The following is a 15,210-nucleotide window of genomic DNA, read 5'->3' as shown; positions in this document are numbered from 1 at the left end:
TACGAAACATGCTTGAGGAGTGTTTACCCATGGTAGAGAAAAGCGCCTTCGTCGTTTCACGGGACTGGTTGAAAGAACGGCTCGGCAAGCCGGGCATCGCGATTGTCGATGCCTCCTGGTATCTCCCGGCTGCTGGACGCAACGGGCAGGAAGAATACAACGCTGCACATATTCCAGGCGCTGTGTTCTTCGATCAGGACAAGATTGCTGACAAGGAATCCGGTCTGCCGCACACCCTGCCGTCGCCAGAGCTTTTTGCGCAGCATGTCGGTGCCATGGGAGTTACGGCTGATGAGACAGTTGTTGTCTATGACGGAGTCGGCATGTTTTCCGCACCGCGCGTCTGGTGGATGTTCCGCGTGATGGGTGTGAAGAATGTTTATGTACTTGATGGCGGCTTCGACGGCTGGAAAAAGGCTGGTTATCCGGTGACCGAAGAAGCTACAAAGATTGCGCCAACGCTGTTCACGCCATCATTCGACGAGGCCGCAGTGGTCGATTTCGTGCAGATGCGCGAAATTGTGGACGAGCGAGGCTCGCAGATCGCCGATGCACGCGCAGCCGGACGCTTCACCGGACGCGATGCCGAGCCACGGGCAGGCATGCGCTCCGGCCATATGCCCGGTGCACGCAACGTTCCCGTTGGCACTTTGTCTGAAAACGGTGAGCTAAAGGACCTTGCAAGCCTGCGCAAGATTTTCGACGAGGCCGGTGTTGATCTCTCACAACCGGTCGTTACGAGCTGTGGCTCTGGCGTGACCGCAGCGGTCATCATGCTTGCATTGGCGTCGGTCGGTCACAAGGATAATCGTCTTTACGACGGTTCCTGGAGTGAATGGGGAAGCAGGCAGGATACACCAGTTGTCACCGGTGAAGCTGAATAAGCATGACCGGAAAACTGACCGCCCGCATCACCCACCTGGAAATGTCTGCCCGTCAGGCAGTTCAGGTGCCGGTGCCATCTGGTATCCGCCTCGCTATGATGCGCGCGGGTGCCATGCCGGTCCATTACTACCGCTATCTCTATGAACAGATCGGGCGTAAGCATCACTGGATGATGCGCCGTGTTCAGACGGACGCGGAAGTTGAAGCCGTAATTCATGCAGATACGACTGAAATCCACGTTCTCTATGCAGAAGGCTGTCCCGCTGGATTTGTCGAACTCGACTTGACCGCTTTGCCGGAGGCTGCCGAGATTGTCTATTTCGGTCTCATCGATGATTTTCAGGGGCGGGGTCTCGGAAAGTTTTTCCTGAGTGAGGCCATTTCCGCAGCCTGGGCGCATGGACCGGAAAAGGTGACGATCCATACTAATACGCTCGACAGCCCAAGAGCTCTGCAACTCTATCAGAAAATGGGATTCGTGCCGGTCGGTTGGTCTGAAGAGGTAATTGAACCCTGGGAATGAAGCGCGGCGCTATCCGCGCGCCACTTCCCGAGCACTTACGATAGAAACGACAGATGCGCTGGCAAGGCGCCCACTTTCTTCATCGAAGACCACGCAATTGCGTCCGCGCTGCTTCGCAATATAGAGGCAGCGATCAGCGCGGCTGAGTACCTGCGAGTTCGTCTCATTTTTCGGCGCAGAGGCAACACCGATACTGATCGTCAACGGATAGACCTGATACTCCGTTGTGTGAAACGGCGTATTTTCTACTTCTGCGCGTATGCGTTGTGCAACCCGCATACCGGTCTCTCCACTGGCACCCGGCAGAAAAACGCAGAATTCTTCCCCACCGATACGGCCGACAAGATCGCCTTTTCGCGTCACATTCTGAAGCGCGAATGCGATCAGCTTCAAGGCACGGTCGCCGACGCCATGGCCAAACGTATCGTTGATCGCCTTAAAATGGTCGGCATCGATAACGAGCAAGGTGCCGGTTTCGATACGGGAGCGGCTGATCTTCATGGCTTCGAACAACGCTTCACGGTTGAGAAGACCAGTCATGTGGTCGATCCGTGACCGTGCCTGCAGTTCGACATGCGCTTTTTCAAGCTGGAGATAAGCGTCTTGCAACTTGCTATGTTGATGAAAAATATAGGCAAGAGAAGGGAAGGCCGTGGCTGCGGGAATGCCCGCGCTAAGGCCGAGCGCGACGATGCCAGGCGTGACGCCAGAAGTAAACGCCACTATCGAGGTTGCCCCGAGAGAGAACAACACGACAGACAACGTTATCAAGGCTGCTTTTAGTAGAGCAGTCTTCTTCATTTCCTCGCGCTCCCAACCCTGAGTGAGGATGATCTACGACCCGCGCCTGATCCCTATTAAGAACGGGCATTTATTTTGTGGGCCTTATAAAAGGAACGCCGGAGAGGGGAAAGATACCACCATGCGCTTCTTGCAATTTTTTGTCTATGAGTGCCATTATTGACACAATCACAGGTAGCATAGCGAATATATGTTACGAGGAAATGTAATTAAGCACAACTATGTTTAAAAGAACCGTCTCAACGAGACATAAATCGTAAGTGGCTAATATAAGTCAGGAAATACCCTGGGTAAGGCATTGCAACGAATCCCGGAGCGGCCTGACACCCCGGGATTTTGGCCGGGATTTCGCCGGCACTATGACTGCTGATGGTTTGAATCAGAAGACCGCCAAATATTTCAGAAGCGAAATGATGCCAATAATGATCACGATAACTTGAGCGATCTGTTTGACCTTGGCATCCAGAGGCAGCATGTTGATGAGATAAAGTACGAGGAAGATAACAAGAATTGTTATCAGAAGGCTGATGAGGATGGACATAGGCGGTCTGATCCTTCCCGGAACTTGGGGTTGCGTTGCCTAACCGACGACCGTTCCTCGACGCCGCCGATTGAGGCCGTTCAAACCGAAAGAAAGAGCAGGGCTCTTGCTAGCGGCACATCGTCTCCAATCCAAAAACGATGTGCCGGTTAACGTTCCAAGGAAAAGAAGGTTCCGCTTTGTAAGCAATAACTTAAATCAAGCTGACACCGAACAGTGCAAGATTTTTCAGATATTCAGCTACGCATGCTGCCCGTCTCGCGGCGGCGCTGATGCCAGCTGAAAGCCTCTTCAATTAGATGAGGTGTATGCCCGCCACGTGCGCAAGCGCGGTCGAAATAATCGTTGAGTTGTGGGCGATAGTCCGGGTGCGCACAGTTGTCGATGATGACACGGGCCCGCTCACGAGGGGCGAGGCCGCGCAGATCGGCAAGGCCCTGTTCCGTTACCAGAATGTCCACGTCATGCTCCGTATGGTCGATATGCGTGACCATCGGAACGACGGACGATATCGCGCCGTTCTTGGCTTCGGATTTGGTGACGAAGATCGAGATGAAGGCGTTACGGGCAAAGTCGCCTGAACCGCCAATTCCGTTCATCATATGCGTGCCGTCGACATGCGTGGAATTCACATTGCCATAAATGTCGAATTCGAGCGCTGTATTGATACCGATAATGCCGAGACGACGGATGACTTCCGGGTGGTTGCTGATTTCCTGCGGGCGCAGAATAAGCTTGTCGCGGTAACGGTCGATATTGTTGAAGACACGCTCTCCACAGGTGGGGCTGAGCGTGATCGATGATCCTGATGCAAAGTCGAGCTTTCCGGCATCGAACAGGTCGAAGGTGCTGTCCTGCAGCACTTCGCTATACATGCGCAGATTGTGGAACGGGCTATCGGCAAAACCGTTCAATACGGCATTTGCAATGGTGCCGATGCCAGCCTGAAGCGGATTGAGCGTCAGATCAAGACGTCCGGCAGCGACTTCCTGCATCAGAAATTCAATCAGATGGCCCGCAATGGCTATTGTTTCACCGTCGGCCGGTTCCACGGTCGAGGCGCTGTCATTTTCTTGCGTGATGACGATGCCTGCGATCTTTTCCGGTGGGATCGGGATATAGGGCAGGCCGACGCGGCTGTCGCACGCCGTGACCGGTATAGGGTCGCGGGAAGGGCGCTTCGTTGGAATATAGATGTCGTGCAGACCTTCAAGCGCCATAGGCTGATTAAGGTTCACTTCAACGATGACCTTATCCGCCAGAATGGCAAAACTTGCCGAATTGCCGATCGATGTCGTGGGAATGATTCCGCCGCTCTCGGTGATGGCAAGAGCCTCGACCACGGCGTAGTCGATAGGACCGATCTGGTTTGAGCGCAATTGCTCTACAGTTTCGGAAAGATGCTGGTCGATGAACATCACTTCACCGCGATTGATCGCGGCACGCAGGGTTCTGTCGACCTGAAACGGCATGCGCCGCGAAAGCACGTGTGCTTCTGTAAGAATCTTGTCGACGTCGTGGCCGAGGGAAGCGCCAGTAATCAGCGTGATCTTGAAGGGATCTGTCGCAGCACGGGCAGCCATGGCAACGGGTACAGCCTTGGCGTCGCCAGCGCGGGTAAATCCACTCATGCCGACGACCATACCGTCCTGGATAAGGCTCGCAGCCTGTTCAGCGGTAATGATCTTGTCTCGAAGCGAAGTGTTTCGAATACGTGCTTCCAACATCTTTAAATCGACCTTCCTTCCCATCCGGACTTGAGCCGGAAATGGCGCTCACCGTCTCGAAAGCAAGATATCGCTACCGACCATCTGCGAAATACGGCGCCGCCCGGGTAATAGCCTATATGGACCGACAGTACACGCATGCTTTGGTCTTAGATGCCAAGACAGATTGCTGTGATACTGGTCGTGTTTCTCACGTCACGCGATTCTTCGAAATGATTGAAATCAACGATGTAAAGCAGGCTGCTGTGCGTCCAATCGGCATGAAGGGCAGGATACAAACGGCTAGTGTTTAGTGACGTACATCGATCACATAAGATAGATTATGGAACCAACCCATATCCATCTGTCCTGAAACATTGCGACAACCGCTTGCGGCGCTGTCGACATCTGAGCTCCTTCGAGACTTAGATGTGAACCCTGAATATCAGCCCAGAGTACTAGCGACGCTGAGCGATATAGAGATGGCCTGGAACTGGCGCTCCTTGTTCGCTGCGAACGACGATATCTTCGCAACGCACACAGTCCATTCCGTGGTTGTCGAGCATCGCACGCACATAGGTTTGTGCGTGTGCAAAGCGCTGATAGTCTCCAACCATGAATGCGCGCCCGGCAAGCCTTGTATCGTCCAGCGTCTCGCTGGAGAAGCCGAAATATCCGCCCGGCAGCAGATGCGCGGCAACGCCCGTGAAGAATTTGTCGAGTTCGCCCATATATGGCAAAACATCGGTAGCCACGATCAGATCCCAATCCTGTTCGCTCGTGGTTTCGAGAAAACGAACGGCTTCGCCGACGAACAGCACCTGATAGTCGCCTTTCTCGTAAGCGACTTCGATCATGTTCTCCGAGATATCGACGCCGGTCTTATGTCCGGCCATGTCATCGAGCGCATCAGCTGACAAGCCAGTGCCGCAGCCCAGATCGAGCATGCGTTCAGCGAAAAACTCGTCGTTCATGTCGAGGAGCATTTCCCGCAGCTGCAGCGGAACGTCATAACCGAGCTGGTCAACAAGGATCGTGTCGAACATTTCGGCATGTTGATCGAAGAGTGTCGACACATAGGCATCCGGTGCCTTTAGAGGTACCGCGCCGCGTCCCATGCTCGCAAGCCGCACGGCTGCGCCGCCATGGTCATCAGGATCGATCCGCAGCACATCTTCATAGGCCTTGGCAGCGGCATCGAAATCGCCAGCTTTTTCCAGTGCAAGCGCCCGCTCATAGGCTTCTGCAAGCGCTTCCTGATCAAAAGCTGGTTGGTCATTCTCAGCCATAAAGATCGGCCCTTCTTCTGTTCTTGGCATCTGTTAGCTGCGGTATGTAAGTGTTTGTAAAATCTGTAATTTCTTACTTTGGTGGACATTCGAGCGCGTAGAGCAAGAGTATCCCTCCCCGCTTCCTACGCTTATCTGGAAAATCTCGCAAGCGGGGTCGCTGCAATCAGATGGTTCCCTACTCGGCAGCTGCTGTGACGCGCTCGTCTTGTCCTTTATGATCCGCCAGCTTTCGTGCAATCACAGCACAGGCCATAAGCTGGATCTGGTGAAAGAGCATCAAAGGCAGAACAATGCTGCCGACATTCGCACCGGCGAAAATCGCGCTTGCCATTGGAGCTCCGCTGGCGAGGCTCTTCTTTGATCCGCAGAACATGATCGTGATGCGGTCGGGACGATTGAAACCGAGCAACTTGCTGCCGTACCAGGTGGCCAGCAGCACAACGACCAGCAGAACGATGTTGACGCCCACCATCATGCCGAGATCGTGCCATGAAACGGTACGCCAAAGACCTTCAACCACAGCCTCGCTGAAAGCCAGATAAACGACCATCAGGATCGAGCCTCGGTCAACAAAGCCGAGTGCTTTGCTGTGCCGCCGCATGAAACTGCCGATCCATGGCTGCAGAATTTGTCCGAGCACGAAGGGTGCGAGCAGCTGCAACAGAATGGATTCGAGCGCATCGACCGATATTCCACCACCGCCTTTGACTGCGAACAACAAGCCGACCAGCAAGGGTGTGAGAAACATGCCGAAAATGTTCGACGCAGATGCTGATACGATTGCCGCTGAAACATTGCCGCCCGCAATTGAGGTGAAGGCTATGGACGACTGTACCGTCGAAGGCAAAACACAAAGAAAGAGGATACCTGTGTAAAAAGCTGATTGCGACAAGCCGGGAATGGTCCAGCCTGCCGCCAGACCGAGGATCGGAAACAGGATGAACGTCGATGACAGGACTGCCAGATGCAGTCTCCAGTGCGTTATGCCTGCAACGACGGCCTCACGCGAGAGCCTCGCACCATGCAGAAAGAACAGAAGCCCGACAGCAAATTTCGTCGCCAGCGCAAACCAGTCTGCAAAATCACCGTGCACGGGGAGCACGGACGCAAGCAGAATGGTCACGATCAGCATGCTGGTGAATTTGTCAGGCAGGAAGCGCATCGTATCGTCCAATCTTGCAGGCATTGCGGAGCGCGACGCCCGCTTCATTCAAAATTCACATTCGTTCATAAACCTCTCGGGAGGAGTTTCAATCCTCCCGATATGGCGCGATAGCTCACACTTTTGAGATGTGGCTTCCAATTTACAATCCAAGCTGGTTCATTCGTAACCGTTGGGGTTCTTCGATTGCCAGTGCCACATATCCTGGCACATTTCGCGGAGGTTCTTCTCTGCGGACCAGCCGAGGAAATCGCGGGCAAAGGTTGGATCAGCGTAACATTCAGCAACGTCGCCTGGACGGCGCGGCGCAATCTCGTATTTGATCTCGCGGTTCGAAACATGCTCGAAGGCCTTCACGACGTCCAGAACGCTATAGCCCTGCCCCGTGCCGAGATTCACCTCGAAACACTGCGGCTCATCCAGCTTCTTGAGTGCCTTCAAGTGGCCGGCGGCCAGATCCACTACGTGAATGTAGTCGCGAACGCCGGTGCCATCGGGCGTTGAATAATCATTGCCCCAGACATTCAGTTTTTCGCGACGACCGGTCGCGACCTGCGCGATGATCGGCATCAGATTATTCGGAATGCCCTTTGGATCTTCGCCGATCAGGCCGCTCTCATGTGCGCCAACCGGGTTGAAATAACGCAGGATGGCGATCTTCCAGCTGTTGTCGCCGTTATAAATATCGCGAAGCATGTCTTCGATGACGAGCTTGGTCCGACCATAGGGATTGGTTGCCGATAGCGGCTGGTCTTCCGTGATTGGCAATTTCTGCGGATCGCCATAGACCGTGGCTGATGAGCTGAAAACCAGTGTCTTGACGCCGGTTGCTTCCATGGCCTGCAACAGGCGGAGCGTGCCCACCACATTGCAATCATAATAGAGCATCGGCTTTTCGCTCGATTCACCGACGGCCTTCAGACCGGCAAAGTGAATGACGGCAGTGCATTTGTGATGCCGGATCACTTGTTCCAAAAAAGCGCGATCTCGAATATCACCTGCTTCCCGGCGCGGCGTGCGCCCGGTAATCTTTTCGATGCGATGCAGGGCTTCCGGGTGGCTGTTGTCAAAATTGTCGACCACAACGACGTCGTGGCCTGCCTCGATGAGCTGAACACAGGTGTGCGAGCCGATATAACCAGCGCCGCCAGTCACAAGAATTGTCATCGTTTATGTATCCGCTTGTTGAACATACCGCCCCGATGTGCGATCCCCGGCTGACTATGCAAAATCAGTAACAGACTTCAAGCCATCCGGTGCGATTCTCTTGAATGGTTGCAATAGATCAGCCAAGTTTGACGGAGCGATGATGAAACCATCCCGCAATATCGATCGCCTTCTGGAAATCATGGCAGCGCTCCGTGACCCCGAAACCGGCTGTCCATGGGATGTGGAGCAGAGTTTCGAATCCATCATGCCCTATACGCTTGAGGAAACTTATGAAGTCCTCGATGCCATAGAGCGCAATGATATGGACGATCTGCGCGAAGAACTTGGCGATCTGTTGTTGCAAGTGGTGTTCCATTCGCGCATGGCCGAAGAACAGGGCAGCTTTGCATTTGGCGATGTTGTCGAAGCTATCACGTACAAGATGATACGTCGGCATCCGCATGTTTTCGGTGACGCTGAAGCCAGAAATGCAGGCATGGCCAAAGGTTCATGGAATCGCATCAAGGCTGAGGAAAAAGCAGAGCGGGCCGAACGGCGTGAGAAACTCGGACTTGAAACGGCCGAGAAGAACGGCTTTCTGGACGATATTCCACACGCCTTCCCTGCCCTGCTTCGTGCTTTGAAACTCCAGCAGAAAGCCGCGAAAGTCGGCTTCGACTGGTCTGAGGCAGCACCGATCCTCGACAAGATCGCCGAGGAAACCGCAGAGCTGAAGGAAGCTATGGCGGCGAAGGAGCGCGCGGATATCGAAGAGGAATATGGTGACCTGCTGTTTGCCATGGTCAATTTGGGCCGTCATCTTGAGATCGATGCGGAAACTGCGCTCGTCGCAGCCAATGAGAAGTTCAAGCGGCGGTTCCATTTCATCGAAAAAACGCTCGGTGAAACCGGAAGCGACCTTGACGCCGCTACTCTCGATGAAATGGAAGCAATCTGGGGCGAAGCCAAGAAAAAAGGCCTCTAACTATTTGTTTTTACGCATTTCCGGACGCAAAACCGTTTCACACTTTTGCTGGAATGTGCAATCGGTCTATTTCTCATCTTCCCATTTTGGACGGAACATCTGGTAGACGCTTTCCGTCGTGGCAAAATCCATATAGCCAAGTCTGCTGACAGGTCTGGCTTTCGCGATATCGATGAGACCGTTGGTCAGGACCTGTTCATCGATATGCACGCCGACAACCTCACCGATCACCATGTAATTGTCGGTCGGCCTGCCCTCTTTGTCCTGCAATCGTTTGATTTCCACCGCGACACATTCAAGCGCTGCATAGGCCTCCTTGACGCGTGGGGCTGCGATAAGCCTGCTCGACGTCTGGGTTAGTCCGGCATATTCGAACTCGCTGATACCGCGAGGCGCGTCGACAGATGATGCATTCATCTGGGTTCTCAAATGATCGCTCACCAGATTTGCGGTGAACTCGCCGGTTTCTTCGATGAATGAAACGCTGTCCTTCACACCACTCGATGAGAACATGACCATAGGCGGCGTGTCACAGATCGCGTTGAAGAAGGAGTAGGGCGCGAGGTTGACGGCGCCCTCCTTCGATTTCGTCCCGATCCAGCCTATGGGGCGTGGTGCAACGATTGCCTTGAACGGATTATGGGGCAGCGGGTGCCCTTCCCTCGGTTCATAAAACATATGTTTATCCGCTGATTAGAAAGTCTTGTTGAAGTCAGTTCTAAGCTTGCGTCCATGGGCCGGAATATTCGGTAACGATCTTGTCCATGTCGGCTCTCGGGCGTTCCGGCATCTTGTTTGCCGCCGTTCCGATATGAACAAACCCGGCAACGCGTTCATTGGGCGCCAGTCCCAGAAATGCGCGGGCGGAAGCGTCGTCCGAATACCAGTTTGTAATCCAGTTGCTGGCATAACCAAGCGCGTTCGCAGCCGTGCAAAGGTTCATTGCGACAGCGCCAGCCGAAAGGAATTGCTCCCATTCCGGAATGCGCTCATGCGCGACAGGCGACGACACCACGCCGACAACAAGGGGCGCACGCGAGAAACGCGTAAGCTCTTTTTCCTTGCGTCCTTCCGGCATCGGACCTTCAATTTCTTCGGCACGCTGAGCAAGATACTCGCCGACTTTGAGACGCGCATCGCCGCGATAAAGGATGAAACGCCAGGGTGTCAGGCGTCCGTGGTCAGGCACGCGTGCGGCAACTTTCAGCAAGGCTGCAAGTTCCTCGCCCTCGGGTGCTGGTCCGGAAATTGCCGAAATCGGGGTGGAACTGCGCTGTGCCAGAAAATCGAAGATCGGATGGGCCACGGATAACCTCGTCACTAAAATGCTGCTTATATTGCTCCACTTATTCGGGGCTGCTTCTTCTCGCCCGTTGCATCCGTACTGTAAAGTCAAAATTCCAGAAACGATTAATCAACAGAAGTTGGAAAAATGCGGGTGCCGGAAGCGATTTGGCCTTGAATTCGCCACCCGCATGGGCTCAAAAATACAACATGTCGGATCGCTTGAACCTGTTTTACCCAAAGAGAAAAATTGCCCTGCGCGGAGGATCGTTTTTTACGGCGTTCGCGTTTGCCGTCAGTGCAATGCCATCGTTGGCTCAGAGCCTAGATCCGCAGACAAATATTCCACAGTTGCAGACCACCACGACTGGCCTGCCAGACTTGCCGCAGCCAGCGCTCGATCTTCCGACACTGAACACTTATGCCGCCCCATCCAGCCCGGAGAACAATCCGCTCGTCCAGACGCGTGAACTCGATCTCAAGGCGCGGTTGAGTGAAGGTGGCGGTGATATTCCGGCGGGGCTTGTATGGCGCGTGTTCTCGCCGGATGTCGGAGCGGATGGTCAACTGCCGTTGATCGCAAGTGCAAAGGGCGGCAGCGCTGTTTTCAATCTGCCCGAGGGCAGCTATCTGGTGCATGTCGCCTATGGGCGCGCCGGTGCTACCAAGCGGATCACGGTCGGCAACGCGACCCGTCATGAAGTGATGATGCTCGATGCGGGCGGGATGAAGCTCAGTGCGATTCTGCCGGATGGCGGCAAGATTAATGACGATCTCCTGCGTTTCTCGATCTATGCGGACGAAGACAATAATGATCGTTCGCTGATTGTGCCCGACGTCAAGCCGAACGCGATCATTCGCCTCAACAGCGGCACTTATCATGTTGTTTCCAACTATGGCACGGCCAATGCCACCATTCGGGCCGATATTCGCGTGGAAGCCGGAAAACTGACGGAAGCGACCGTTCAGCATCGGGCCGCGGAAGTGACGTTGAAGCTTGTGCGCGAGCGCGGCGGCGAAGCGCTTGCCGATACGTCATGGTCAATCCTGAACGCTTCCGGCGATGTGGTACGCGAAAGTGCTGGTGCTTATTCTTCGATGGTTCTTATCGAAGGCGATTATGTCGCCGTCGCCAAGAACAAGGACCGCATTTATCAGCGCGATTTCAAGGTTTCATCCGGCAAGAACGAGGAAGTCGAAGTCGTCGCCAATGGCGAATCCGAATCCGTTCAAGACAGCATGGATTGAGTTTAAACTATCTTCAAAAGCAAAAGGCCGCGCAATGCACGGCCTTTTTATTGTTAGCCACCATTCTTGAGGCGGAGCAGATCGGGCGGGGTCGCCTCTTCCACCAGCCGTGCAATGGCTTCATCGAGCGTCATGGATTCCTGATCGCGCGAACCGAGACGGCGCATATTAACCGTGTTTTCTTCGGCTTCGCGCTTGCCGCAGACGAGGATCACCGGAACCTTCTGCAAGGAATGCTCACGAACCTTGTAGTTGATCTTCTCGTTGCGCAGATCGGTCGAGACCTGCAGTCCGGCGGCTTTCAGCTTTGCCGCAGCCTGCGCCGCATATTCGTCGGCATCCGAGGTGATCGTGGCAACAACAACCTGCACCGGCGCAAACCACAGCGGCATATGACCGGCGAAGTTCTCGATCAGAATGCCTAGGAAGCGCTCCATCGAGCCGCAGATCGCGCGGTGGATCATGACCGGTTGGCGCTTTTCAGAATCCTTGTCGATATAGAAGGCGCCAAAGCGTTCCGGCAGGTTGAAGTCCACCTGCGTGGTGCCGCACTGCCATTCACGGCCGATAGCATCCTTCAGCGTATATTCGAACTTAGGACCGTAGAACGCGCCCTCGCCCGGCAGAATGCCGGTCTTGATGTTGTTGGACTGCTGCTGGATCTTTTCCAGCACCGACATCATCACGCTTTCGGCACGATCCCAGAGCTCATCCGAGCCGACGCGCTTTTCAGGACGGGTCGACAGCTTGATGGTGATCTCTTCGAAACCGAAGTCCTTGTAGACTGACAGGATCAGGTCATTGATGCGCAGGCATTCGGCAGCCATCTGCTCTTCCGTGCAGAAGATGTGCGCATCGTCCTGCGTAAAGCCGCGCACGCGCATCAGGCCATGCAACGCGCCTGACGGCTCGTAACGGTGCACATTACCGAATTCCGCAAGCTTGATCGGCAGGTCGCGATAGGACTTGAGGCCATGCTTGAAGATCATGACATGGCCGGGACAGTTCATCGGTTTCAGCGCAAAGACACGATCGTCATCGGTTTCGTCACCGGCAACGGTTACCTTGAACATGTTGTCGCGATACCAGCCCCAGTGGCCCGAGGTTTCCCAAAGCGATTTGTCGAGCACCTGCGGCGCGTTCACTTCCTGATAGCCATGGCTGTCGAGGCGGCGACGCATATAACTCACCAGATTCTGGAACATCTTCCAGCCCTTGGCGTGCCAGAACACAACGCCCGGTCCCTCTTCCTGGAAATGGAACAGGTCCATTTCACGGCCAAGGCGGCGATGATCGCGCTTTTCGGCTTCCTCAAGCATATGGAGATAGGCCTGAAGATCGTTGTCGTTGGCGAAAGCCGTACCGTAGATGCGGGTCAGCATCGGATTGTTGGAATCACCGCGCCAGTAAGCCCCGGCGACCTTCATGAGCTTGAAGGAATTGCCGATCTGGCCGGTTGAAGCCATGTGCGGGCCACGGCAGAGGTCGAACCAGTCGCCCTGATAATAAATCTTGAGGTCCTGCCCGGCAGGAATGGCTTCCACCAGCTCGACCTTGTAGTTCTCGCCCTTGTCGGCAAAAACCTGCTTGGCTTTTTCACGCGACCAGACTTCCTTGGTGAAAGGCTTGTTGCGCTGAATGATCTCGCGCATCTTCTTTTCGATCACCGGAAGATCGTCGGGCGTGAACGGTTCGTTGCGCGCAAAGTCGTAGTAGAAGCCGTTCTCGATAACGGGGCCAATGGTAACCTGCGTGCCCGGAAAAAGCTCCTGCACGGCCTCTGCCAGTACGTGCGCCGTATCGTGACGAATGAGTTCGAGCGCGCGCGGGTCTTCGCGGGTCAGAATCTCAATCTTGCCGGAAGCGCCGAGAGGATCGGAAAGATCGCGCACGGTGCCATCGACGGCATAGGCAACAGCTTTTTTGGCGAGAGATTTGGAAATCGATTCCGCGAGGCCCGCGCCGGTCATCGAGGCATCGTATTCACGCACAGAGCCATCGGGAAATTGCATGGAAACGGTATTCGACATTCTGATCATCCTTATCCAGTCCCGCCAACGATTGCGGGTGGGTTCATGCGTATGAAAATGAAGGTTGGGTTCTAGTCTTTTTTGCCCAGCCAGTAAAGCGCGACAGACTGACAGCGTCAGGTCGCGCTCATCTGTGCAATTGAAATGAAATCAGTTCCGAATCGGGAGGCAGTCGATCTTCTGCTGCTTCAACTGCGAGCATGCCTTTTCGGCGGAGGCAGAGTCCCTGAAACCGGAAAAACGCGCACGATAGACCTTGCGGCGCTTTTCTGCAGGAGAAATTTCAGCTTTCAGACCCGGTGCGACTTTGTCGACCGCCGGACGATATTTGGCCAGCAGCTCCTTGGCACCGGAAAGTGTCGGTGGAGCGCCGAGCTGAATCGTCCAGGCCGATGCTCCAGCGGCTGAGGCGATCAGGAAGCCACCGTCGCCCTGCTCGATACGGGAATCGTCGATCAGGTCTGCTACTGCGTCTGCTTTCGGCTGGGCCGGAGCTGCCTGTTTGGCGACAGGCTGCGGCTTTGCCATTGCAACGAGCTGCCCCGTGGCCTCAGTGCCTTCCGTGCCGAACCGGGTGAGCAGTTTCGCCATCTGGTCGTCGCGCTGCCGCGCCGATCCAGCCCCCAGTACAACGCCGACAAGGTGCTTGTCGTTGATGACGGCTGAGGAAACGAGGTTGTAGCCGGATACATCCGTATAGCCGGTCTTGATGCCATCGACGCCCTGATAGCGATACATCAGATTGTTGTGGCCGTTGCGAACACGGTCGCGGAAAGTGAAGGAGCGCTGCGAGAACAACTCATATTGTTCCGGAAAGTCACGGCGGAGCGACATGCCAAGCACGGCCATATCCCGCGCTGTGGTCAGCTGGGTTGACTTCGCGGTCAGTCCCGACGGATTGACGAAGAAAGTGCTCTTCATGCCGATCTGGCGCGCACGCTGCGTCATCAACCGGCCAAAAGCCGCTTCCGATCCGGCGATATATTCGCCCATGACTGTCGCCGCATCATTGGCCGACACGATAATCATGCCATTGATCGCATCGCGGACGGTAATCGTCTCACCCGGCTTCAGCCAGAGCTTCATGCGAACCTTTGCAGCCGCATTTTTCGATACAGGCATTGCATCGTCCCAATGCAGCGTGCCGGTCTTGAGACCTTCAAAGGCGAGATAGAGCGTCATCATCTTGGCCAGTGAAGCTGGTGCACGCTGCACATTCGCATCGTCCTGCCCAAGGATTCGCCCGCTATCGGCGTCGAAAACAACCCAGGACGTATTCGCCATCGCCGCAGACGTACAAAGCACACTCGCACCGAGCGCTAAGGATGCAATGAGACGTGAAAGACGGGACGATGATTTCAGCATAACAGCTCACAGGAATAGGGACGCCGGGGGGACATGCAGGCAAATTGCGGCCCGAAAAAGACCACAGCACTGCCTTAAATTCCAATTCTCAATGAAACGTTGATATCCTTAATGAATTATAATCAGCTAACAAAAAACTGTCAGAATTCACAGCTGGGGGTAATTCGGGGAAACTGGGAGACGGCTTTGATAAAGCGCATCGCGCCCTAAGATGCCTGTTCCAAAAGTCGTCCTGTGTG

The 15,210-nt window shown here is 54.8% G+C and carries 15 protein-coding genes; 5 read left to right on the top strand and 10 right to left on the bottom strand.

Going from position 1 to position 15,210, the window contains the following annotated elements; genetic code table 11:
• The first annotated feature begins 29 nt into the window (after window positions 1-29).
• Together sseA and CES86_RS03955 are read left to right on the top strand one after the other, a co-directional pair.
• Window positions 30-884 (top strand): 3-mercaptopyruvate sulfurtransferase, encoded by an 855-nt coding sequence (gene sseA / locus CES86_RS03960; protein ID WP_094513765.1) that lies wholly within the window; start codon window positions 30-32, stop codon window positions 882-884.
• Between the two features lie 2 nt (window positions 885-886).
• Window positions 887-1,408, top strand: coding sequence for a GNAT family N-acetyltransferase (locus tag CES86_RS03955; protein WP_029924813.1), 522 nt, complete (start codon window positions 887-889; stop codon window positions 1,406-1,408).
• A gap of 9 nt (window positions 1,409-1,417) precedes the next feature.
• Here CES86_RS03955 and CES86_RS03950 read toward each other — a convergent pair whose 3' ends face one another.
• From CES86_RS03950 to CES86_RS03940, 3 genes are all read right to left on the bottom strand, one after another.
• A complete protein-coding gene (locus tag CES86_RS03950; RefSeq protein ID WP_012092042.1) occupies window positions 1,418-2,209 on the bottom strand; it encodes a GGDEF domain-containing protein in 792 nt (263 codons plus the stop codon).
• 379 nt (window positions 2,210-2,588) lie between these two features.
• Window positions 2,589-2,750: a Thivi_2564 family membrane protein gene (locus tag CES86_RS03945; protein WP_010660091.1), complete on the bottom strand. Its 162-nt coding sequence runs from the start codon at window positions 2,748-2,750 to the stop codon at window positions 2,589-2,591.
• Window positions 2,751-2,986: 236 nt separating this feature from the next.
• A complete protein-coding gene (locus CES86_RS03940; protein ID WP_010660092.1) occupies window positions 2,987-4,477 on the bottom strand; it encodes an acetyl-CoA hydrolase/transferase family protein in 1,491 nt (496 codons plus the stop codon).
• A 41-nt stretch (window positions 4,478-4,518) separates the two neighbouring features.
• Between CES86_RS03940 and CES86_RS03935 the strand changes: the two genes are divergently transcribed.
• Window positions 4,519-4,770 (top strand): hypothetical protein, encoded by a 252-nt coding sequence (locus CES86_RS03935; protein ID WP_029924818.1) that lies wholly within the window; start codon window positions 4,519-4,521, stop codon window positions 4,768-4,770.
• A 144-nt stretch (window positions 4,771-4,914) separates the two neighbouring features.
• Here CES86_RS03935 and CES86_RS03930 read toward each other — a convergent pair whose 3' ends face one another.
• From CES86_RS03930 to galE, 3 genes are all read right to left on the bottom strand, one after another.
• Window positions 4,915-5,745 (bottom strand): class I SAM-dependent DNA methyltransferase, encoded by an 831-nt coding sequence (locus CES86_RS03930; protein WP_036581764.1) that lies wholly within the window; start codon window positions 5,743-5,745, stop codon window positions 4,915-4,917.
• 178 nt (window positions 5,746-5,923) lie between these two features.
• Window positions 5,924-6,910 (bottom strand): bile acid:sodium symporter family protein, encoded by a 987-nt coding sequence (locus tag CES86_RS03925; protein ID WP_036563726.1) that lies wholly within the window; start codon window positions 6,908-6,910, stop codon window positions 5,924-5,926.
• Between the two features lie 159 nt (window positions 6,911-7,069).
• On the bottom strand, window positions 7,070-8,077 hold the full coding sequence (gene galE / locus CES86_RS03920; RefSeq protein ID WP_010660095.1) for a UDP-glucose 4-epimerase GalE: 1,008 nt from the start codon (window positions 8,075-8,077) through the stop codon (window positions 7,070-7,072).
• A gap of 142 nt (window positions 8,078-8,219) precedes the next feature.
• On the opposite strand from galE, the gene mazG reads away from it, so the two are divergent.
• Complete coding sequence (mazG, locus tag CES86_RS03915; RefSeq protein WP_094513764.1) at window positions 8,220-9,044, top strand: nucleoside triphosphate pyrophosphohydrolase; 825 nt, start codon at window positions 8,220-8,222, stop codon at window positions 9,042-9,044.
• Window positions 9,045-9,110: 66 nt separating this feature from the next.
• On the opposite strand, the gene CES86_RS03910 is transcribed toward mazG, so the two are convergent.
• Window positions 9,111-9,722, bottom strand: coding sequence for a flavin reductase family protein (locus CES86_RS03910; protein ID WP_029924826.1), 612 nt, complete (start codon window positions 9,720-9,722; stop codon window positions 9,111-9,113).
• A gap of 40 nt (window positions 9,723-9,762) precedes the next feature.
• Entirely contained in the window at window positions 9,763-10,350 is a 588-nt protein-coding gene (locus CES86_RS03905) for a nitroreductase family protein (RefSeq protein ID WP_012092048.1), read from the bottom strand.
• 281 nt (window positions 10,351-10,631) lie between these two features.
• Here CES86_RS03905 and CES86_RS03900 point away from each other — a divergent pair, with 281 nt between their 5' ends.
• Window positions 10,632-11,576, top strand: a complete 945-nt coding sequence (locus CES86_RS03900) for a hypothetical protein (RefSeq protein WP_373366444.1) — start codon at window positions 10,632-10,634, stop codon at window positions 11,574-11,576.
• Between the two features lie 53 nt (window positions 11,577-11,629).
• Here CES86_RS03900 and thrS read toward each other — a convergent pair whose 3' ends face one another.
• Entirely contained in the window at window positions 11,630-13,606 is a 1,977-nt protein-coding gene (gene thrS / locus CES86_RS03895; RefSeq protein WP_029924832.1) for a threonine--tRNA ligase, read from the bottom strand.
• Between the two features lie 150 nt (window positions 13,607-13,756).
• Complete coding sequence (locus tag CES86_RS03890) at window positions 13,757-14,971, bottom strand: D-alanyl-D-alanine carboxypeptidase (RefSeq protein ID WP_029376106.1); 1,215 nt, start codon at window positions 14,969-14,971, stop codon at window positions 13,757-13,759.
• Window positions 14,972-15,210 lie beyond the last annotated feature (239 nt).

The sequence above is a fragment of the Brucella lupini genome, assembly GCF_002252535.1.
GTDB classification, from domain to species: Bacteria; Pseudomonadota; Alphaproteobacteria; order Rhizobiales; family Rhizobiaceae; genus Brucella; species Brucella anthropi.
Note: the sequence above shows the minus strand (reverse complement) of the source record. Positions and strands in the feature narration are given on the sequence as shown.